General features: G+C 33.1%; 23 protein-coding genes and 1 riboswitch. All 23 genes read right to left on the minus strand.

The features are described 5' to 3' along the window. Positions 1-9: 9 nt before the first annotated feature. The 23 genes from argC to ACKF5P_RS06950 all read right to left on the minus strand — a co-directional run bounded on the left by argC (position 10) and on the right by ACKF5P_RS06950 (position 22,782). On the minus strand, positions 10-1,047 hold the full coding sequence (argC, locus tag ACKF5P_RS06840) for an N-acetyl-gamma-glutamyl-phosphate reductase (RefSeq protein WP_408956634.1): 1,038 nt from the start codon (positions 1,045-1,047) through the stop codon (positions 10-12). 287 nt (positions 1,048-1,334) lie between these two features. Further along, a complete protein-coding gene (locus ACKF5P_RS06845; protein ID WP_408954471.1) occupies positions 1,335-1,514 on the minus strand; it encodes a hypothetical protein in 180 nt (59 codons plus the stop codon). A gap of 182 nt (positions 1,515-1,696) precedes the next feature. Beyond that, a complete protein-coding gene (locus ACKF5P_RS06850; RefSeq protein ID WP_408954472.1) occupies positions 1,697-3,208 on the minus strand; it encodes a DEAD/DEAH box helicase in 1,512 nt (503 codons plus the stop codon). A 179-nt stretch (positions 3,209-3,387) separates the two neighbouring features. Beyond that, a complete protein-coding gene (locus tag ACKF5P_RS06855; RefSeq protein ID WP_408954473.1) occupies positions 3,388-3,792 on the minus strand; it encodes a hypothetical protein in 405 nt (134 codons plus the stop codon). A 144-nt stretch (positions 3,793-3,936) separates the two neighbouring features. After that, positions 3,937-4,323, minus strand: a complete 387-nt coding sequence (locus ACKF5P_RS06860; protein ID WP_408954474.1) for a TIGR04086 family membrane protein — start codon at positions 4,321-4,323, stop codon at positions 3,937-3,939. A gap of 123 nt (positions 4,324-4,446) precedes the next feature. After that, positions 4,447-5,187: a lysostaphin resistance A-like protein gene (locus tag ACKF5P_RS06865; RefSeq protein ID WP_408954475.1), complete on the minus strand. Its 741-nt coding sequence runs from the start codon at positions 5,185-5,187 to the stop codon at positions 4,447-4,449. 62 nt (positions 5,188-5,249) lie between these two features. Beyond that, positions 5,250-6,104 (minus strand): helix-turn-helix domain-containing protein, encoded by an 855-nt coding sequence (locus ACKF5P_RS06870; protein ID WP_408954476.1) that lies wholly within the window; start codon positions 6,102-6,104, stop codon positions 5,250-5,252. A gap of 310 nt (positions 6,105-6,414) precedes the next feature. Continuing rightward, entirely contained in the window at positions 6,415-7,152 is a 738-nt protein-coding gene (locus tag ACKF5P_RS06875) for a GntR family transcriptional regulator (RefSeq protein WP_408954477.1), read from the minus strand. 43 nt (positions 7,153-7,195) lie between these two features. After that, positions 7,196-9,589, minus strand: coding sequence for a DNA translocase FtsK 4TM domain-containing protein (locus ACKF5P_RS06880; protein ID WP_408954478.1), 2,394 nt, complete (start codon positions 9,587-9,589; stop codon positions 7,196-7,198). A 154-nt stretch (positions 9,590-9,743) separates the two neighbouring features. Further along, positions 9,744-10,700 (minus strand): Na/Pi cotransporter family protein, encoded by a 957-nt coding sequence (locus tag ACKF5P_RS06885; protein ID WP_408954479.1) that lies wholly within the window; start codon positions 10,698-10,700, stop codon positions 9,744-9,746. Between the two features lie 134 nt (positions 10,701-10,834). Next, complete coding sequence (locus ACKF5P_RS06890; RefSeq protein WP_408954480.1) at positions 10,835-11,053, minus strand: YlzJ-like family protein; 219 nt, start codon at positions 11,051-11,053, stop codon at positions 10,835-10,837. Continuing rightward, positions 11,053-11,949, minus strand: coding sequence for a ClpP family protease (locus ACKF5P_RS06895; protein WP_408954481.1), 897 nt, complete (start codon positions 11,947-11,949; stop codon positions 11,053-11,055). Before ACKF5P_RS06895 ends, ACKF5P_RS06890 begins: the two co-directional genes overlap by 1 nt. A gap of 143 nt (positions 11,950-12,092) precedes the next feature. Further along, positions 12,093-13,760, minus strand: a complete 1,668-nt coding sequence (locus ACKF5P_RS06900) for a ribonuclease J (protein WP_408954482.1) — start codon at positions 13,758-13,760, stop codon at positions 12,093-12,095. 276 nt (positions 13,761-14,036) lie between these two features. Continuing rightward, positions 14,037-14,915, minus strand: a complete 879-nt coding sequence (gene dapA / locus ACKF5P_RS06905; RefSeq protein ID WP_408954483.1) for a 4-hydroxy-tetrahydrodipicolinate synthase — start codon at positions 14,913-14,915, stop codon at positions 14,037-14,039. Between the two features lie 21 nt (positions 14,916-14,936). Beyond that, positions 14,937-16,157, minus strand: a complete 1,221-nt coding sequence (dapG, locus tag ACKF5P_RS06910; RefSeq protein WP_408954484.1) for an aspartate kinase — start codon at positions 16,155-16,157, stop codon at positions 14,937-14,939. A 20-nt stretch (positions 16,158-16,177) separates the two neighbouring features. Continuing rightward, the gene (locus ACKF5P_RS06915) at positions 16,178-17,176 is read right to left on the minus strand and encodes an aspartate-semialdehyde dehydrogenase (RefSeq protein WP_408954485.1); all 999 of its coding nucleotides are present in this window, start codon (positions 17,174-17,176) and stop codon (positions 16,178-16,180) included. Positions 17,177-17,285: 109 nt separating this feature from the next. After that, positions 17,286-17,879 carry a dipicolinate synthase subunit B gene (locus ACKF5P_RS06920; protein WP_408954486.1) on the minus strand — a complete coding sequence of 198 codons (594 nt, stop codon included), beginning with the start codon at positions 17,877-17,879 and terminating at the stop codon, positions 17,286-17,288. A 70-nt stretch (positions 17,880-17,949) separates the two neighbouring features. Beyond that, entirely contained in the window at positions 17,950-18,837 is an 888-nt protein-coding gene (gene dpsA / locus ACKF5P_RS06925) for a dipicolinate synthase subunit DpsA (RefSeq protein WP_408954487.1), read from the minus strand. 94 nt (positions 18,838-18,931) lie between these two features. Continuing rightward, the gene (dapB, locus tag ACKF5P_RS06930) at positions 18,932-19,735 is read right to left on the minus strand and encodes a 4-hydroxy-tetrahydrodipicolinate reductase (RefSeq protein ID WP_408954488.1); all 804 of its coding nucleotides are present in this window, start codon (positions 19,733-19,735) and stop codon (positions 18,932-18,934) included. 123 nt (positions 19,736-19,858) lie between these two features. Further along, a riboswitch (Lysine riboswitch) is annotated at positions 19,859-20,032 on the minus strand. 66 nt (positions 20,033-20,098) lie between these two features. Beyond that, positions 20,099-20,584 (minus strand): hypothetical protein, encoded by a 486-nt coding sequence (locus ACKF5P_RS06935; protein ID WP_408954489.1) that lies wholly within the window; start codon positions 20,582-20,584, stop codon positions 20,099-20,101. A gap of 84 nt (positions 20,585-20,668) precedes the next feature. After that, positions 20,669-20,932: a YlmC/YmxH family sporulation protein gene (locus tag ACKF5P_RS06940; protein WP_408954490.1), complete on the minus strand. Its 264-nt coding sequence runs from the start codon at positions 20,930-20,932 to the stop codon at positions 20,669-20,671. Positions 20,933-21,311: 379 nt separating this feature from the next. Next, on the minus strand, positions 21,312-21,743 hold the full coding sequence (gene dut, locus ACKF5P_RS06945) for a dUTP diphosphatase (RefSeq protein WP_408954491.1): 432 nt from the start codon (positions 21,741-21,743) through the stop codon (positions 21,312-21,314). A gap of 178 nt (positions 21,744-21,921) precedes the next feature. Then, positions 21,922-22,782, minus strand: coding sequence for a VanW family protein (locus ACKF5P_RS06950; protein WP_408954492.1), 861 nt, complete (start codon positions 22,780-22,782; stop codon positions 21,922-21,924). Between the last annotated feature and the right edge of the window lie 6 nt (positions 22,783-22,788).

A 22,788-nucleotide genomic window follows, 5' to 3' on the forward strand; every position in this document is an offset into this window, starting at 1 on the left:
CTCGTTTACTTATAAATATAAACCTACATCTTCTAAACCTAAACCTTCTTCCCAACCAGCTATCAAATTCAAATTTTGGATTGCTTGTCCCGCTGAGCCTTTAATTAAATTGTCTATTGCTGAAATAACAATTACTCGACCAGTAGCTTGATCAACCTTAATCCCCAAATCACAATAATTGGAACCAGCTACAAACTTTATTTCTGGTAATCGCCCACCTGGTGAAATCCTAATGAATTCCTCTTCTTTATAAAATTGATCATAATAATCTATTATTGTAGATAAAGATAATTCTTCCTTCAAATCTGCATAAATAGTAGCTAATATCCCCCTTTTAATAGGTAATAAATGAGGTGTGAAAGATAACTTGAGTTCTTTGCCTGTTAATAGAGATAATTTTTCTTCAATTTCAGAAGTATGGCGATGATCAGCAACCTTATAGGCTTTAAAGTTGCTATCAACTTCACAAAAATGTGTTGATAAACTGACCTTTCTTCCTGCTCCAGTTGTACCTGATTTAGCATCAATAATAATGCTATTATCATCAATCAAATCCTTGTCCAACAAAGGGGCAATGGCCAAAATGGAAGCAGTTGGATAACAACCGGGGTTGGCCACTAAATCACTCTTAACAATCTTTTCTTTATTCAACTCCGGCAAACCATAAACCCCATGCTCCAATAAATGAGGACTTTCATGTGCTTGGTAGAATTCTTCATATCTTTCAAGTTCTTGGTAACGATAATCCCCACTTAAATCAATCACCTTCAATCCTGCCTCAAGCAATTTAGGAACGACTTTCATCGAAATCCCATGTGGTAACGCAGTAAAAACAACCTCCGATTTCTCCTTCAATTGTCCAATATCCAGCTCTTGGCACTCAGTATCAATCTTAGTAGACAAATGAGGATATATATCCGATACCTTCTCTTCAGAAAAGCTATTAGAAGTCAAAACCTGTAAACTTACTTGTGGATGTTTTGCTAATAATCTAACTAACTCTACTCCAGTATAACCAGTAGCTCCAACTACACTTACTTTCATAATTTTTTATTCCCTCCTATTACATAACTTAACACTCTCAGTTCAAGGCATAGCCTCTTACAACTCTCAGCTAACTTCAAGTATTATAACATCTAAACTGCTCAAAATTAAATAACTTTAGCTTTAAGAATATTACTTATTAATTATTAATGATATTAATTTCTCTTAACTGAAAATATTGATATCTATTCATTTGTTGATAATTATACATAATAAAGAATAAAAATACAAGAGAAACTCCTGCTTTCTGTGAAAATTAATTTCAAACAAAAGTCTGTTGGCCCTTTAAGTCACCCTCTTAATAACTGCACTCCTAAAAACAGGCTCCCACCACCTGCAATAATTCCTAATGCCCAATTAGGTACTAAATTAATAATCAAGCCTGCTCCAACCAAACATAACAAAAAACCAACTCCACTTTTCACCTTCAAACTATTGTGAGCTATAACTCTTTTCAATTTAGTTAGCATACTATCCCACCTTTTTATTGAGGTATAATTACTATATGTAATTTAAGCTCAACCTGTGCAGGATATTAAATTATTAATTATAATTAAATGTCAGGAATCAAGAATGAAGAAAGTCATAACCCAAGTTCTCTAAATAGCTTTGAACTTACTGACTCCTGATTCCTAATTCCTGATAACTATTATTATGAAATTTGGCCCTTAATCTCACTTTCAATAATACTTTTGATAATACTCTGTTCTAATGACTGTTCAGTCTCTTCTTTGACAACAAGATCTAATTCACCAATTACCTCTTCAAATAAATTAATCTTTTTATCTAGTAATTCTACAATCTTTTCTTCAATTGTATTTTGAGTAGATAAGTTATAAATTTGTACATCTTTATCTTGTCCTAATCTGTGTACCCGCCCAATCCTCTGTTCTACTTTCATCGGATTCCATGGTAGATCATAATTAATGATTGTGTTACAGAATTGTAGATTGATCCCTTCACCTCCTGCTTCAGTACTGATTAAGACATCACCATTTTCCATGAACAGACGTTTGGCCCACTCTTTTTGATTATCAGATAAACCCCCGCTGAAAACAACAGGTTGAAATCCTTTATTATATAAATAATAACAAATATATTCCTGACTAGCTCGATATTCAGTAAAGACAATAACTTTTCCTTCAGCTTGATTTAATATTTCTTCTACAACCTTAACTTTTTCATTTTCTTGTATCTCAATTGCTTGTTCCAGTAAAGATTGGAGTTGCTTTTGAATAGTACTATAACTCTTTTTTTGACACATCTTTTCTAGAGTTTGAGCCGCAGCATAAGAGCTACTACAAACCTCACGCTGTAAGGTCAATAAATTAAAAACACTGTTATTACTAGGATTCTTCTTATACTCAGCTCTAATCAACTCAGTTATCTGATCATAAAGTTTCTTTTCTTTAGCTGTCAAATCTAGTGAAATCAATTCTACCTCCCTAGCTGTCGCTTCATAATTAGCATCCTCCCTACGATTACGAATCATTACTTCCGACAAGGAATCCTGTAATTGATCTAAATTTTGGGCTTTATGCTTACCCTTAACATACTCCTCCTTAAACTGAGAATAATCTCCAAAAAGCTCAGGTCGTAATAATGAGACTAAATTATACAACTCCTCTAAATCATTTTGAATTGGAGTAGCAGTCAATAATAATAAATGTTTTTTAGGAATCTTATTAACAAATTGCCAATTCATCGTTTCAGAATTTTTAAGGCGTTGTGCCTCATCAACAATTACTAAATCAAACCCTCGTTCACAAATAATCTCAGCATGTGGTTCTCTTTTGGCTTTATCCAAAGAAGAAATAATTACATTAAAATAATGCCAGCCCCTACCCTTACGATTATTAAACACATCAATCTTAAACTTATCAGTCAGTTCATTCCACCATTGAAACCCTAAAGAGGCTGGTGTTAAAATTAAACAAGTTTCTACATCTTCTCTAACTAGATATTCTTTCAAAATCATTCCTGCCTCTATAGTTTTTCCCAGACCAACTTCATCTGCCAATAAAGCTCTACCATTCATTTCATTTATTACTCGCTCTACTGCCTTGATTTGATGAGGTAAAGGTTTAAACTCTTTTTCCTGCCAATAATCTTGCAACTCCTCCATAGCTAATAATTCAGTTTCTTCTAATATATCTATTGCCACTTCTATCACCTCAGTTTTTGGTTCTATTATTTATTATTGTTACCTTAAGAACGTATTACATAAATTTAAATTAATGTAATAGAGTTTATTTTAGTCTTAATTTAAATGATTATTATAAATTTTATAAATTATACTTAACAACAAACTAACCCCAATAGAAACATAAGTATCCATTGAGGTTAATTATTTCTTATCCAACCATTCTCTTTTAAGATAAAATGTAACTCATCTTCATCAGTTTCTAAATGATCTAAAATATCTTCTAAATCTTTAAATGCTGTCTTCAATTTAGTGAATTGTTCTCCTTTTATCTCTGCTAAAACTGATCGATCAGCATAATCAAACTGAACTTTAAAGTCAGGAACTACCTGCTGTTCACTATTTTCAAGAAAAACCTTCTTAAACTTCTCCCATAAATCTTTACCTAATTCTTCTAAAAAGCCGCTACTGATTGCTCCTAAAACATATTTGACTATTATTAATAATGCCTTCTCACTTCCAACAAACTGTTTTTCAGAGCTTTTTTGTAAACTCAAAAACCCTCCTTGAACGACTTCAGAAATATCATCTAGTTCACCTTCCAATTTAACTTCAACCTCTAAACGTTTATCTTTAATCCTTATCGCCCACCCCATATCAATATATTTTTATAATTGATAGTTAATAGCTAAAAGCTTTAAAGCAAAAAAGAATATCTTATCGTAAAAAATTTTAAAAATATTCAAACACTATACAGCATTGATCCCAATAACTCCACCTAGAGCTGAAACTACAAAACCAATTACAACTCTTGCCGCCAAACCCAAAGAAATAGTAATCGGTGTCCACAAACTACCTAATAAAATAATAACCGCCATATAAACCACTCCTACTAATCCTCCATTAAGCCACCCATTATTTTGAGCAGAATAAGATGCAACAAGTCCTCCTATAAATAACGCCAAATAATTCAATGCAAACAAAATTGTATTAACTGAATTACTTGCAATATTGGTCAAACTAATAATCACCCCTAAAAAAGCACTACTAGCCAACAAAATAATCAAACTTATTATTAAGCCTCGCAAAATACTACTTGTTTTTATAAGAGATACATCACTTTGTGATCTAGTCATCATACTCCCCTCCATTTATTATAAAATATTCAGCGGAAATTTAATTATGACTTCAAAACAAATTTTAATACCCCTTATTAAAAAAAGTAGCTCCTTTAGCCACTTTTTTAATATTTATTAAGTTTAGATAACATCTAAGTACCACACAATATAAATCACAATAACTACCAATAAGTTCCAAACGCCATGTGCTATGATAGACGAATAGAGTGAGTTAGTCTTATCATATAGCCAAGCTAAAATAACCCCCCCTAGAAAAGTAGGTAAAAAAACCCATAAACTAAAATGGGCCAACCCAAACAGAGCGCCATTTAAAATCAACCCCTTACTTTTGCCAAATTTACTCTTACAATATGGATAAAGAAAGCCTCTAAAGAAAATTTCTTCAGTAATCGGAGCTATAATTATAATTATAGCACTTTGCACTAAGAAAATTAGAATATTTTGAGAATTTAATAAGTTATAAACAACCTGTTGAGCTGGCGCTTCAACTCCAAACAAATTGAAAACCAGACCATAAAGGAAATTATTTAAAATTACTATTATTAAACAAATAATTGTTCCACTCAAAGCTCCATATTTTAAATTGGTCACAAAATTCTCATTTTTCAAACCAAACTCCTTTAAAGATACTCCATATTTATTTAATACTAAAAACAATGTTATACCTGCTAATAATAAAGCTTGAATTAAATTAAGCAATAACGGCTTAATCAATCTTAAATAATCAAATTGAAAAAAAAGATCTATTATCCATTCTAAACCCCAAAAACATAAAGATGTTAAACCAAATGTTAATGATAATATCAATACAATATCTACTAAATCCCATTTAACTATATCATCATTTACAATCTCAGCCATCTAGATACCGCCTTCCTAATACCACTTCCTTTTGTATAAGTAATATTCAAATCCATTATCGATTATTCTTGCTCATCTTCCATAGCTGAGAAAATTTGAGTAATCACTTCACCTTCATTGCCAAAAGGACCATACCTTTCTCCATCCTTAATTACTACAACCCCTGCTGCATTACCAATTCTCATTTCAATCTCCCTACCCGCAAAAGAATGTACTTCTTTAGCAACTGTAAACCCTTCAAAAACTTCTTCCCCATCAACAGTAACTTGATACCATGTATCTTCAATAGTTTCAACTACTAACTCCAACACTTCAGTTTGATTAAGCTCTTTCTCCACTGTAATTTTATCTTCTTCGAACGAATCTATTTCAGCTTCTTCTAATTCCATTACTCCTTCTGTCGTAGATATATCATCATTTAAATCTTCAATAGGCTCTTCTTCCTCTAACTCACCTTCAAGATTAGTAATAACTTCTTGAATTTTTTGAATTGGCTGAAAATCAAAATCCCCTTCTTCATTATCAATCAAATAATAAACTCGACTACCTACAAAACCAAGTGCTCCTACAACTAGCAATCCACAGATTACTAAAGTAAGAACAAGTAATTTGTTTTGATTTTGATCTGCTTGATCGATTAATTTATCTTTAAAGGTAACCTCTTGTTCAACCTCTCCTTTTAACTCCTTCTTAAAATCATCATAACTTGCTAAAATCTCTTGTTGATCTAATCCTAAATAGCTAGAATAAACCTTCAAAAACCCTCTTATATGAGTCTCCTGATCTATCTTCCCAAATTTACCCTCTTCAATTGCCTTTAAATAAGTTCTCCTAATTTTAGTAACATTTTCAGCTTTCTTTAAACTAATTTCTAGCTCTTCTCTTCGGTCCTTTAATTTTTTTACAAATTCAGGCATTATATAACTCCCTCCCTAATCACTATTTTAATATTTCGACATTATTACAGGAAATCCTTTTTTAACAAAAACTAAATTAAACATATGATAACTAATAGCTAATAACTGATTAAACCAAAGATTTCATTTAGATTTGAACAATTAAAAAAATATATAGTCTCGGCAGTAAGATTAATAATCACAAAAAGTTCTTTAAAGCTTATAATCTGTCAAAATCAAAACATTGAACCCATTTGATAAAAAAAGCACAATCATTTTCAAAAATAAAAAGCCATAAATTTAAATTTATGGCTTTTTATCGCATTCTAGATCACCCTCTATTTCTTAAGACATGAAATTCAAATTTGTCACTCCTAAAATAATTTTTAGAATATAAAACTGGATTGTCTCGATCATCATAATGCATCTGCTTTAATAATAATAAGGGGGTATCAATTGATAGATTTAACTTCTCAGCTAATAACCCATCAGCTATCACAGGAACAATATCTGTTACAGCATAAGTAATATAAATATTGCAATTCTGCTGCAAATAATTAAATAAAGAGACTGTCATCTGCTCTGATCCAAAATTATCCGGTAATAATTTTTGTGGTAAATAATCTTTACAAAAAGCAACTGGCTCTTCATTAGCAGTTCTAGTCCGTTGTATAACTGCTAATTTATCATCTTCATCCAAATCAAGCTCTTGGGCTAAATCTTCTTCCGGTTGCTCTAAATCAATTTCTAAATCTATCGTTCCAGCTTTTAAACCCATTGCCTCAATCGTTTCAGTAATACTTACCAATTCTTCGATCCCACTTTTAAAGAACGACAATTTCTCTGTAATAAAAGTTCCCACTCCTTGTCGTCGATTAACCTTACCTTCCTTTTCTAAAACCCGTAATGCTTCTCGCAAAGTAGCCCGACTGACTCCAAAATTTTCAGCTAATTTTGCCTCAGATGACAAACGATCACCAGGTTGAAAGGTGCCATCATCAATCTTTTCATCAATCTTCTCCTTAACTAATATATATAATGGTCTAGAATCTTTTCTTATTAAATTCACATTGAATTCTCCCTTCTGCTGCTCTTTATTATCTCTTAATAGATTACTTAGAAGAATTATCTCCCAACTTCTTTTCCATTTCTTCTTTACTGATCAAAACTTCTCTTGCTTTACTACCACGATGCGGGCCAACAATCTTTTCTTCCTCCATAGTATCAATCATTCTTGCAGCACGATTATAACCAATCCTTAATTTGCGTTGTAACATAGAAATTGAAGCCCGATTATTAACTACTAACCTGACCGCCTTTTCATACAGTTCATCTTTATCATCTTCTAACTTAATCTCAACATCTTGATTCTTTAATTTGGCTATCTTACCAGCATACTCTGGTTTTTCTTGTTGTTTAATAAAATCAACTACCTGATTTAATTCATCATCAGAGATAAATGCTCCCTGTAATCTACGAGGTTGATTAGCATCAACTGGAGCAAATAACATATCGCCTTTGCCTAACAATTTTTCCGCTCCTCCAGTATCCAAAATAGTTCTTGAATCAACTTGAGATGATAAAGCAAACGAAACACGCGTTGGAATATTAGCCTTAATTACACCTGTAATTACATCTACTGAAGGCCGCTGGGTAGCTAAGACCAAATGAATACCTGCTGCTCTAGCCTTTTGGGCCAAACGACAAATAGCATCTTCTACTTCAGCAGCAGATACCATCATTAAATCAGCTAGCTCATCAATGATTACTACTACATAAGGTAACGGATCTTTATCGTCAGCTTCAAGTTGCTTATTATAACTATCAATCCCTCGTGCTCCACTTCCTGCAAAAAGTTCATATCTATTTTCCATCTCTTGAACAACCCAACGCAATGCTGAAGATGCCTTTTTAGGATCTGTGACTACTGGAGCAACCAAATGAGGTATCTTTTTATAGATTGTCAACTCAACCATCTTAGGATCAATCAATAAGAATTTAACCTGATCAGGGTTAGCCTTATAAAGAATACTGCTGATAATTGAATTAATAAAGACACTTTTACCAGAACCAGTCGCCCCTGCTACCAACATATGAGGCATCTTTGCCAAATCCGCTACAGCAGGATTACCATCTATATCTTTACCTAAACCAATAGTCAATTTAGATTCAGCTGCTTGAAACTCTTCTTTTTCCAATATAGCCCCCAAAGTAACTAATGATTGTTCTTGGTTAGGAATCTCTATTCCGATAGCAGATTTACCAGGAATTGGAGCTTCTATTCTAATATCAGTAGCTGCTAATGATAAAGCAATATCATCTGCTAAATTTAAAATCTTACTTACCTTAGTTCCTGGTGCTGGATGAATCTCATAACGAGTAATAGTTGGCCCGTAATTAACATCTGTAATCTCTGCTCGAACCCCAAAGTTATCGAGTGTCTCCTTTAAGATCTCAGTTTTATCAACAAACCCATCTACCTCTTCTTCCTCCAAATTCAACAAGGATAGATCTGGCAGTTGATACTCTTCAAAGTCTAACTTCTCCTGTTTAATTGTAGCATTGTCATTTAACTTTTTCTTAATTCGTTTTTTAGGACGATTATCCTTTCCAGTTACAACTTCCTCAGCCTGCCCCTCCTCTACTTTCTCCTCGGTAGCAGCTATCTCTTGCTTGGCTTGTTCAATAGATTGCTCTTTAGAAGTAGTATCACTTTTAGATTTTTTCTTCTTTTTAACTTTTTTAGAGCTCTTATTTTTATTAACCTTACTAACTTTCTTCTTTCGTTTATTAGTTGTTTTTTTATTATTCGATTTTTCATTTAAATCAACTTGTTTTGATTTAGAATCAGTTTTTTCTCTATTTTGCTCTGAAGCTGAAACATCATCTTTTTTCAATTTAGCAAAAAAATCCTTTATTGATGGAACAAAATTACTAATTTTGTTTATCAATTCTCTCTTTTTAATAATAAATTTCTCTTTAATCACAATAATTATTTTTTCAATCTTAACTTTAGCCTTCAATAATAAATTAATCAATAATACATCAGTCAATAATAATACCCCTACCAAAAAAAGAGCAGCTAAGACAACATATGAACCAATTTCAGCAAATAATTTACGTAAGATGTATAAAAAAACTGCTCCAATTATACCTCCACCGCGCCCTTGTAAACCTGCTTCAAATTCATAAGGATGCTCAACTCCTAAATGGGAAGCAATTAAAAAACCTAATATAATAATCATAACTCCAACCATTCTAGAACTAATCTTAACCTTGACTTTGCTATTATAAATCATTTTAATACCCCATAATAACAATAACAAAGGTACAAGATAAATACCTTGTCCCATTATAAATCTCAACCCACGTGTTAAACTATCACCTATAATTCCTGTATCTTGAGATAGTAAATTAATTGTATTTAAAATAGCTAACACAACTAAAAAAATACCAAAAAGTTCATATTTTCTTTCAGAGAAGATTTCTTGTAATGTCTCTTTCATATCTTTTTCACCTCACACTAATTACTTCTACCTTCTCTAAAAAATTCCTGCCTCAATTAAATACAAATCAAGCATTTATCCCTAGTTTAATATGTTATTTTTTCACATTTTATAAAAAGTATACAAAATAAAATAATATTTATCATAGTTTAACTTAATCTTCTACTAAGTTATATATCCCTCTAATAAATAACCCTTTTACTGGCAATATAATAACAGTATTATAAATATTAAATATAGTATGAGCATTTGCAACCTGACGGGGTAGACTTCTACTTGTTTGCTTGATTACCTCAATAAAGATTGGTAAAATTGGCAATATAGTTATTACTCCTACAACATTAAATAACACCTGTCCCCACGCAGCTTGTTTAGCTGCTTGAGAACTACCTAATCCTGCTAGCACAGCAGTAATACAGGTTCCAATATTACTTCCTAATGATATAGTTATAGCTAAAGTTAGATTAATCAAATCTAACTTAGCTAAAACAACAACTACTCCTGTTAAAGCACTGCTACTTTGAATTAGTGCTGTAATTATAATCCCTAAAAGAATACCTCCCATAGGAACTACTGTACTCCTTGTCAGTAATACAACAAACCATTCTGCTTGTTTAAAATTACTTAAAGTTAAAGCCATTAACTCCAGCCCTATAAATAAAATACTAAAACCTAATATCCCTCTGGCAATATATTTTAAAGCCTCTTTTTCAATTAAAAAATAGACTACATAAAATAACAAACCAACTACTACAAGCACCCATAAATAATCCTCTAAATGAAAAGAAAGCAGTTGAATAGTAATTGTTGTCCCAATGTTGGCCCCCATAATAACTCCAAAAGCTTGTTCTAATGATAATAATTTAGCATTAACTAAACTAATAATAATTACACTAGTTGCACTACTACTTTGAATGATCATCGTTACTAAAATTCCAGTCATAATACTAGCTAACGTATTAATCGTTAATATTCTCATTATTCTTTCTAAATTATCACCTGCTGCCTGATAAAAACTACTTTTTACCACCTGCATTCCTAGCCAAAATAAAACAAGTCCACCTAATAATTGAATAATAAATATAGCTACCAATTTAAAGACTCCTTTCAACTATCACTCCTTTCTAGAATATTATCGAATAATCCAATTTATTCCTTTAAGGTTGGAAAATCAAGCTTAATTGTAATTAAACGCTTATTTTCTAACTAATCAAAAACACCGCCCATTATGGGCGGTGTTTAAATTTATTCAACAACCGGTCTAAGTTTAATATTATTACCCGGTTGATAATTACTCAATAAATAATCGTTAGGATTTGAACTAATAATTCTAACAACTTCCCCTGACTCCATTGAGTTCATCTTTACTTCCAGTGTAATTCCATCTATCTCAACTTCTAATAACTGCTCTTCTGTTATCTCTTCTTCAGCTAAAAACTCAGGAGCTATCACAGAATAGTTCATTATTTATCCTCCTCTAAAGCTTCAATTACACCTTGACGAGGCTTTACTCCCATCTGTTGCTGTTGTTGATTATTATTTTGCATCTGTTGTTGGTTAGCTTGCTGAGATTGTTGATTATCTTGTTGATCAGCAGGCATTAAAGAACGTAACTTTTTAATTGCTTGTGATAATCCTCCTACTTCATTAATAATCCCCTCATTAACAGCATCATCACCAATCAATACTGTTCCTACATCTCTGACTAACTCTCCAGTTTCAAACATTAACTCCTTAAATCTTTCCTCTGTAATATCAGAATTTTGTGAAACAAATTTAATAATTCTCTCTTGCATCTTATCTAAATAATCATAAGTCTGTGGTACTCCAATTACCTTACCTGTCAATCGTATTGGATGAACGATCATTGTTGCTGTTTTAGCTATAAAGGAATAATCCGTTGAGGCAGCAATTGGTACTCCAATACTATGACCTCCTCCTAATACCAAGGAGACTGTTGGCTTCGATAAACTAGCAAGCATTTCTGAGATAGCTAAGCCAGCTTCTATATCTCCACCAACTGTATTTAGGTTAACTATTACCCCCTTGATCTTAGGGTTTTGTTCAATTGCAGTCAACTGAGGGATTAGGTGTTCATACTTAGTAGTCTTATTTTTAGGAGATAAGACACGATGCCCTTCAATCTGACCTACAATTGTCAAAGCATGTATATCACTATTAGCTTGTTGTGGAATATTTGTCTGACCTAATTGTTTTAATGTCTGTAATTGCTGTTGTATTTTCTTCTTTTGCTCTTGATTTTGACCTTGATCCTGAGTAGGCTGATTAGGTTGAGTAGTTGCTGGGTTAGGGGAAATATCTTGATTTTTGATATCTTGATTTTTGATTTCTTGATCCATTCTTTATATCACTCCTTTTTAGTCTTACTAATTAGTATGATAAAATAATTATTTACTATTCATTTTCAAACAAAATAAAAACATCGCAGAAATTATTTCTGCGATGTTAATAAATCATTTAGGTTTTAAAAATATTATACTGTTTAAACTTCCATAATAATTGGTAAAATCATTGGCTTTCTTCTAATTTTATTATATAGATAACTATTTAATGCATTCTTAATTTCAGATTTTAAAACAGACCACTCAGTAATATTATTCTGTTCACATTCTTTAAGAGCTTTTTCTACTTTTCTAGTAGCATCCTCAATCAATTTTTCAGATTCTCTAATATAAACAAAACCACGTGAGATGATATCAGGACCAGATAAAACCTTACCTTGACTGTTGATAGTAACAACAACCATCAAAATACCATTTTCAGATAAAACTCTTCTGTCCCGCAAAACAATATTACCTACATCTCCAACACCTAAACCATCAATCAATACTCTTCCAGCTTTAACACTACCGTTTATTCGCCCTTCTTCAGGAGTCAACTCAATCTTATCCCCTAAATCAGGAATAAAGATATTTTCCACAGGAACTCCGACAGTTTCAGCTAGTTTTGCATGTAAATGTAAGTGTCTATACTCTCCATGTACTGGGAAGAAATATTTAGGGTTAGTTAAATTTAGCATTAACTTAAGTTCTTCTTGACTTGCATGTCCAGAAACATGAACACCGGAAACAGCTTCATAAATTACATTTGCTCCTTGTTTAAATAGCTGATTAATTGTTCGACCAACTGCTTTAACATTTCCAGGAATAGCAGTCGCAGAAACAATAACCGTATCTCCTTTATTAATACTAATTTGACGATGGTCACCTCTAGCTATCCTCGTCAATGCAGCTCGTGGTTCACCTTGACTTCCTGTTGTTAATAATACTACTTTATGATCAGGTAACTTCCTTACCTCATGTAAATCAATCAATACCCCTTCAGCAATATCCAAATAACCCAAATCCTTAGCAATTTGAACATTATTTAACATACTGCGACCACTTAAAGCAACCTTACGATTATACTTCATAGCTGCATCAAAAACCTGTTGAATCCGATTAATATTAGAAGCGAAGCTAGCTACAATAATTTTTTGTTCTGCTTCACTATAAATTTCATCTATCGTCTTTTTAACCTCCCTCTCTGACATCGTAAAACCTTCACGTTCCACATTAGTACTATCAGAAAATAAGGCTAAAACTCCTTCATTTCCCAGTTCAGCTAACTTATGCAGATCAGCCATTTTACCATCAATTGGTGTCTGATCAAATTTAAAATCACTAGCATAAACAAGGGCTCCGGCTGGAGTGTGAACAGCTAATGCACAAGCATCCTGAATACTATGATTAACCCTAATAAACTCAACCTTAAAAGAACCAACTTGAGTTGAATGCCCTGGATAAACATGTTTTAAATAAGAGTTTGACAATAAATTATGGGACTCAAGCTTCCCTCTTAATAAACCTAAAGTTAACTTAGTTCCATAAATTGGTACATTAACCTTCTTTAACAGATAAGGAATTGCTCCTATATGATCCTCATGACCGTGAGTTAAAACAACTCCTTTTATCTTCTCCCGATTCTCAAATAAATAAGACATATCTGGAATAACCAAATCTATTCCATATAGATCATCTTCAGGAAACTTCACCCCGGAGTCTATAATTAGTATCTCATCATTTGCTTCGACTGCCATCATATTTTTTCCTATTTCTCCTATTCCTCCTAGAGGAACTACTGTAACTGACTCTATTTTATTGTTTGACATCTAATTAACACACACCTCCAAATTAATAAATTGTCTTCCTTTTAACATTAAAAAGTTTATAATTTAACGTAATCTTAATTAATAACCATCTTAATTAAAACCTAACCGAAACTCCACAGTATAATACTCTAGTTCATATTATAAATGATTTGCCGAATAAATACAAGTCAGATTGCCCTAATTTATAAAATTTCAATTGATTGCCATATAATTAAGAAATAATTAAGTAAGGTCACCACAAAGGGTGACCTTACTTAATTTATCATATTTATAAATCTAAATCAAATTATATTCTGCTAAAACTTCTTTTAACTCAATTTCTAATTGATTACTTAACCCAATCAACGGTGGTCTCAATCTACCTGCTGGCTGCTCTATTAAATTCAAAGCAGTTTTTACAGGGATCGGATTACTCGTAATAAACATCGTCTTAAACAACTTATTAAGTTCTTCATTTTTTTGAGCAGCCTTTTCTATCTTACCAGCCTTAAATGCTGTAATCATCTCTTTAATCTGATTACCTACTAAATGAGATGATACACTAACAACACCAGACCCACCAATTGACAACAAAGGTAATGTCAAAGTATCTTCTCCACTATAAATTTTAAAGTTATCATCAGTCATTCTACGAATCATAATCGCCTGATCTACATCACCACTTGCTTCTTTAAGTGCAACTACATTATCAATCTCAGATAATTTAGCTACCGTTTTAGGTTCAATATTCTTCCCTGTTCTTCCTGGTACATTATAGAGCATCACAGGTAAGTTAGTTACAGCAGCAATAGATTTAAAATGTTCATAGAGCCCATCTTGAGGAGGTTTATTATAATATGGTGTTACTAACATTACACCATCTACACCTATCTGCTCTGCTTTTTTAGTAAGCTCAATACTGCTCTGTGTTGAATAAGAACCTGTTCCTGCTATTATAGTAGCTTGATCACCTATAGCATCAGTAATAGTTTCTAACAACCTTATCTTTTCTTCTAACTTTAACGTAGGTACTTCTCCTGTTGTTCCTAGTACAACCAAACCATCTGATCCATTATTAATTAAATACTCTGCTAATTCAACAGCTCCATCATAATCCACAGTTAAATCATCTTTAAAAGGAGTTACCATTGCTGTTAATACTTCACCAAATTCCATATTTACAAACACCTCCATATTTTAATCGCCTAAACTAAAATAATCATGCAAAGCACAGATACTCTTTTTTTCATCTTCTTTCTTAATTAAACAAGAAATTGTAGTATGCGAGTCTGTCGTTTGATAAATCGATACATCTGCATCAGTTAAAGCTTCAACGATTCGAGCCATTACTCCTGGTACACCAACCATTCCAGCTCCTACAATTGAAACTTTAACAAAATCTTGTAACAATTCATATTGATAACCTTCCTTATTCAATAGTTCAGAAGCTAATTCTATATTTTCATTATTAATCATAAAAGTAATTAGATCAGGTCTAACATTAATAAAGTCTACACTTATTCCTTTATCAGCTAATGTCCTAAAACATCCTAATGCAGTAGCATCTTCCTGTTTAGCTCTTGGAAAAATTTTAATTAAGTCTAAATTAGTTCTACTAGTAATGCCTGTAACAACTTTATCTCCTTTAATCTCCATCTCATCTTGCTCAAAAGCATTAGAAATTACAGTCCCCTGTGCATCACTAAATGTAGAACGAATAATTATTGGAACTTTTTCCCTTTTAGATATTTCAGCTGCACGAGGATGAATAACCCTTGCTCCTTGATAAGCTAATTCACATGCTTCATTATAAGTAACATGTTTTAAAGTTTTAGCATTAGGAACTATTCTAGGATCTGCTGTCATCACCCCTTCAACATCTGTATAAATCTCTACCATTTCAGCATGTAAAGCAGCACCTAAAGCACAAGCTGTTGTATCTGAACCCCCTCGGCCTAAAGTCGTAATTTCTCCACCCTCTGAAACCCCTTGAAATCCAGTTATAACTGGAATCTTTCCCTCATCCAAAACCTCCAATATATTTCCAGATTTAATCTCTTTTATTCTAGTATTACCAAAATTATCATCAGTTATAATGCCAGCTTGAGCTCCAGTCAAAGGTTTAGCCTCATATCCTCTCGCTTTTAAAGACTGAGTAATAATAACACTTGAAATTACCTCACCACAAGACATTAATAAATCCTTGGCCCGTGGATCTATAGTATCATATACTTCCTGCGCAAAATTAATTAATGTATCGGTAGCATAAGGTGCTCCTTCTCTACCAATTGCTGAAACAACAATAACAGGTTTATAACCTTGATTAATACAGTTTAATACTTTATCAATAACCTGCTCTCGTCGTTTAGGGGTACTGACTGACGAACCACCAAACTTTTGAATTACTATCTTATACATTCGGTCACCTCACTTTACATTTAAATCAACTTTTCAGCAATTTGAATAGTATTTAAAGCAGCCCCCTTTCTTAAATTATTAGCAACCACCCATAGGTTCAATCCATTCTCAATAGTATCATCTTTTCTAATTCTTCCTACCAAAACATCATCAGTCTCTTCTGTATCTAATTGGACTGGATAAACCAATTCAGTTGGGTTATCTACGACTCTTACCCCAGAAAAATTATCCAATGCTTTCTTAGCCTCTTCTACCGTCAACTGAGCATTAGTCTCTATATTAACAGATTCAGCATGACCAATCAAAACAGGTATTCTAACAGCAGTTGCTGTTATTTTTATCTCTTCATCACCCATAATTTTCTTAGTTTCATTTACCATTTTAAGCTCTTCTTTAGTATAGCCATCATCAAAGAAAACATCAATATGTGGTAAAGCATTAAACGTAATCTGTTTAGGATAAACCTCTGCCTTTACTTCATCACCGGCTAAAATTGCTCTTGTCTGTTCTTGTAATTCATCCATCGCATCTTTACCCGTTCCTGATACAGCCTGATAAGTAGAAACTACTATTCTTTTGATTCCAACTTGATCATAAATAGGCTTTAAAGCTGCTACCATCTGAATTGTAGAGCAATTAGGATTAGCTATAATCCCATTATGTTTAGATATATCAGCTGGATTGACTTCGGGTACTACTAATGGCACTTCACCATCCATTCTAAAAGCACTACTGTTATCTATTACAATAGCACCTCTTTTTACTGCTTCAGGGGCCAACTTCTTACTAGCAGTTCCTCCTGCACTAAATAGAGCAATATCAACATCTTCAAAAGATTCAGGTGTTGTTACCTCAACAACATATTCTTCACCCTTACAATTTATTACTGTACCAGCAGAACGTTCTGTTGCCAACAACTTCAAATCAGCAAACGGAAAATCTCTTTCCTCTAAAATACTTACCATCTCACGCCCTACTGCTCCTGTTGCACCTACTACCGCTACATTTAACTTTTCCATATTTAATCCTCCTTTAATAAGATTAATTTATGATCAATAATTTAAAAAATAGATTTCAAAAACATATACTTTAAATCATTGTTACTTATCAATTATCAATTAGATTAATTCAGATTCCTTTGTATTCAATAATTACAGGCTGTAACTGCTTACTTTCTAATGCATACTGAGTTGTTTCAACAATCAAATCCATTCTAGCTACTAACGAGTTAGGTTTTTCAATCGGATTATCCTGCCCTAGAGGAACAAGATATAGATTAGGAATATTCAAAGCTTTACCTATATTAGCTGCATTATTGCCTAAAGCATCATTGGTCGCTACAGATAAGACTATTGCTCGGCTATTTCTTAAATGTGCCTTTACTGCCATAACTACCGTTGTATCAGTAATCCCATTAACTATCTTAGCTATAGTATTTCCTGTGCAAGGAGCAACAATTAATACATCTAATAACTTCCTAGGGCCAATCGGCTCAACTTCTGGAATAGATGTCCATGGTTTGTTTCCTGTAATGGAAATTAATCTTTCTCGCCACTTTTGCGGTGTTCCAAACCTGGTCTCATGGGTCTGAACTGTTTCTGATAAAATAGGTTGAACCTCAGCACCTAGATCAACCAACCTCTCCACCTCAGGTAAAACCTCTTCTAAAGTACAATGCGAACCGGTCAACGCAAAACCAACCTTTTTCCCAGTAAAATCCACAAACAAGCACCTCCTCTAAGCTTTAAGTTATCCTATAAGTCTCACACAACAAACTTTCATCATTAATAACTTATTGCTCTTTTACAATAACTCGAGGGATAATCTCACTTAAAATTTTTCCAGCACTCTTAGGGGCAACTTTACCAGGTAATCCTAATGCTAATTCTGCTTTAATTTCTAATTCCTCAGCTACTTCAAACTCTGTTCCTCCTGGAGCAGAAGCTAAATCGATAATAATAGCTTCTGAATTTACTTTTTCTAAAAGTTCTCTATCCAGTATTAATGTTGGGACTGTATTAAAAATAAAATCTGCTTCAGCTATCTGCTCAGCTAAATTTGCAAAGTCCACCGGATTAAAACCTAATTCAACCGCTCGTGCTAAATCCTTTGGTTTCCGTGCAACACCATAAGTATTACTACCTAAATCATGCAACATCCTAGCTAAAGTTAAACCAACTCGCCCTAATCCTAATACAAAAGAATTATTATTATGCAATGTAATTGGTGTTTCTCTAATAGCAATTTCAATAGCCCCTTCTGCTGTAGGAATTGCATTTAAAATAGCTACTTCATCTAAGGCAGCCAACTCTACCAGCTGAATTTGATATTTCCGACACCACTCTTTAATCTTAGGTTTAGCAAACCCAATAAAAAAGATAGTGCCAGGTCTCAAACTAGCAAAAAAATCCTCTGTTAATTGAACTTTCAAATCATTAAAGGTCTTTTTAACTTTTAAATCAGTATCAGTCCCCGTCATCGGAGCTATTACTGCTGTTAAATTAACGCTCTTCAATTCCTCTAAGGATTCAACTACTTTTATATTCTTTTCATTCAACCCACGAGATTTCCCTACTATCTGCAAGTCAGCTCCCAAAGCTAATAACTGAGATATCAACTCTAACTCCCGTGCATCGCCCCCTAAAACAGCAACCTCTAATCCTGTTAAATCATACGCCACTTAATTACCCCCCCTTCTACTATTAACTTAATTATTGTCAATAGCATTATATGTAGAACTAAAAGAGATAGTGCTTGTCTGAAATTAATTAATCTTAATTAAAATTGATTAAATTTTCCAATCCATAAACAATACCATTAATTTCATCTAATTTTCTGATTGCTAATTCAACTCCTGGCATAAAAGATTTACGATTGATCGAGTCATGCCTAATAGTCAAAGTCTGACCTAACCCTCCAAAGATAACCTCTTGATGAGCAACTAAGCCAGGCAAGCGAAGACTATGAATATTAATTCCGTCTTGTTCTCCTCCTCGAGCTCCTGGTAACTTTTCAATCTCTTCTACTTGCTCCTTTTGCTCAGCTTTTAGATTCTCTTTAATCAACTCTGCCGTCTTAATTGCAGTACCTGATGGAGCATCTATCTTCTTATCATGATGTAACTCTACAATCTCTACATCATTCATAAATTTAGCTGCTTGCTTACTAAATTGCATCATTAAAATCGCACCAATAGCAAAATTAGGAGCAATAATCACTTTTGTATCTATTCCTTGATTCCATTCTTCAATCCTGTTTAAATCTGCTTCAGTAATTCCAGTAGCTCCTACTACTATATTGACCTCTTGTTCAATAGCCTGTTTAATATTACCCATTACGACCTGAGGATTAGTAAAATCAACAATTACATCGGGATCTGTCTCAACTATTACTTGTGCTAGATCCTCCTCAATCTCAACTGGTGACTCATCTAGTCCTAAAAGCTGATTCATATCTTCTCCAACATCAATTACATCAACTGCTCCTACCAATTCAAAATCATCCACTCTAGCAATCATTCGTACTACTTCTTGGCCCATTTTTCCATTGGCCCCTGCTACTACTATTTTTTTACTCATTCTTTCACTCCTTTATAATTTATGAAAATAAAATTTAATTAATATAAATTTTAAGGTTAAGCTATATTCTTTCATAAAAAGAAAGCGATTGGTAGCACTACCAACCGCTTTTTGTTTAGCTCTAGATTAGATAGCACTCCACTAAAATAACTAGTGACAGATCTGGACTTGTTAAATACAGATCCAACCTGACTGAAAGGCCACTTACAGCTAGGTTTCGGCAATAACCCCTTTCCTTATAAGTCTTACAGCCACTCCCTTATAAATACTGATAATTATTGCACCTCAATCTTTATATATGCATTTATTATATTGTCTAATATTTAGACTAATTTGTCAAGCTATCAAAGTTAAAATCTTAACTTAATGTTGCTCGACATCATACGCTCCATTCTCTCTTAATATATTAGCAACTTCACTAACTCTATTTTCATCCGTCTCCTCAGCTGCTACTAAAATCCTACCTTGCTCTACTTCCTGAGCATATCTTTCTCCTGTATCTTCATCAACTCCATAATCAACCAAAGCACCTGCAATTCCCCCAGCAGCTACTCCACTTAATCCAGCTGCCAATGGCCCAGCAGCTAAGATTGGCCCTACTCCAGGAACAGCTAATAATCCAGCTCCAGCTAGAATTCCTCCTATTCCTCCGAGTGCCCCTCCTGTTACAGTACCATCAGTTAAGTCTTGTTCTTCTCCTCCCATTTCCCCGCCAGCTTCCATATCTTGTCCTTTATCACGCTTAGCTACCAGAGAAATTCGCTCTTCACTAATACCATTTTCCTTCATCCGATTAATTGCTTGTTGAGCAGTTTTTTCTGAATCAAATACCCCTAAGACTGTTGGCATTAAATCAACCCCTTTTAAATTAATTTATTGGTTTAGTTCAGTTGTATTTTATCCAAGTCAAAAATTTATATTCTAAATTAATAACTATGAGGAGTATGCTTTATAATTTTTTGATTTTAAATTAACAATTACAACTTCAGAACCAATTTTTACTATTGCTTCCCAAGGAATTATTAAATATTCTTCTTGCCCAAAAACATTAAAAAAATTCTCCCCATTGGGAATCACAATTGACTCCAAATCTCCTGTTATTTCATCAAATACAAGTTCTGATTGATTGATCATTCCTAGCCTTACTCCATCATGCATATTGATTACCTCTTTTCCCTGTAATTCACTTAAATTCATTTTTTCATTAAACCTCCCCTCGGTAGATCAATTAATAGTTAATAATGAATAATTAAAACCTATAACTGATATTAAGTTTAAGGTTAAGTCTAAGTTTAAATAAGACCTAAGAACTTATGCTTTTAATGGTTGACTTAATCTCAAACTCAGCCTTAGACTTAAGCTGTTTTCTAATTACCAATCACCACCTGATATTTATATTCTATTCACCATTACTAACACAATATGAATCAAATTACCAATAGGCTAAGTTTAAGGCTAAGTAAAAGAACTAAAATATTAAAAAACAAATGACCTACAAACATATCCTAATCTTTAGAATACATCCATAGGCCAATACTAAATTACACTTGATTTTTACTCAACCTTAAACTCAGACTTAAACTCCAGTATGACCATATCCTCCACTACCACGCTTTGAATCGTCCAACTGCTCTACCTCTTCCCATTCTATCTCTTGATACTGTTGTATAATCAATTGAGCAATTCTATCCCCTTTAGTAATCTTAAAATCTTTTGCTCCATGATTAATCAACACTACACCTATCTCTCCTCGATATCCAGGGTCAATAACTCCATCTGCATTTAAAACAGTAACACCATGCTTTAAAGCAAGACCACTACGGGGATTGACAAACCCTGCATATCCTCTTGGTAAACTAATAGTAATTCCTGTTTTAAATAATCGATATTCTCCTGGCTCTAAAACTCCTGTTTCTCTAGAGTAAAGATCCATCCCTGCATCTTCTCCTAGATGTTGATAATTAGGTAATGGGAGTGACTTATCTAATCGTTTGATCTTAATCTTCATTTACTTGCTCCTTCCCTTAAAAATTGACTACTTTCATTTCATTTTTCTAGATTATTAGCTTCCTTCCTTCAATTAACGTTAAAATAAATAATATTGATAATAAGGTTAAGTCTAAGCAAAACCTAAACCCTTATGCTTTTAACGATTGGTTTAGCCTTTCAGCCTTAAAGTTAAATATTCATTCCTGATATCCTAAAATCCTTACCGTCAAATAGCCGCCTCCACTACTAGCTTTAACTATAATTGGCTGCTCAAAATTATTCTTGAATTTAAAGTCAAAATAGTCCCAAGCAACTGTTGCATCCTTTCCTTCTGGAACATAATTAACATCTCTAGAATGGGTGTAACGTTCTATAACCTCCAACTCCTCTTGTTTCAAAGCATTATATAATGTACTAGAAACTTGACAGATCCCCCCTCCAACTCCTGGTACAAATCTTCCATCAACAATCTGTGGAGCTTCCTTAAACCCTTTTTCTTTAGTTCGCGGGCCAACGATCTCATTAAAAGAAAATACCTCCTTTGGTAACAACAATTGATTATTAATTAATTTAGTTGCTAATTTAATATTCTCCATTCTACTCTCACTTCCCGTTACCCGCGTAGTATAAACACCAATTTCTTCAGTTATTTTTTCAAGTTCTTCCTTTTTTATATATGGTTTTATTCTTTCTACAACTGATTCCAAATATTCACCCTCCTCAGCTTCTAATATCTCTTCTTTAGTAGCTGTAATATCTAAAATTTGCCCGAAAACTTCTGGAATAATCTCTCCACTGTCCTGCTCCAAACTAGCATCAACAGGATATAAAATCAACTCTTGAGAATAATCTAAGAGTAGTTCTTTAACTTCATGTGGTAGGTACCCACTTAAATCATATTGATGATAATTCACCCCATCTTCTATTCCCCAAAACACTCTTCTAAGCTTATCTAACTCTCCTAATAAACCTAACAGCAAAATAACAAACAAGATAATTATTACTAGAATTATTATTCCTCGTTTAATTAGATAGACTATACCGCCTTGGTTACTCATCTTTTC

The sequence above is a fragment of the Natroniella sp. ANB-PHB2 genome (assembly GCF_046097105.1).
GTDB lineage: Bacteria > Bacillota > Halanaerobiia > Halobacteroidales > Halobacteroidaceae > Natroniella.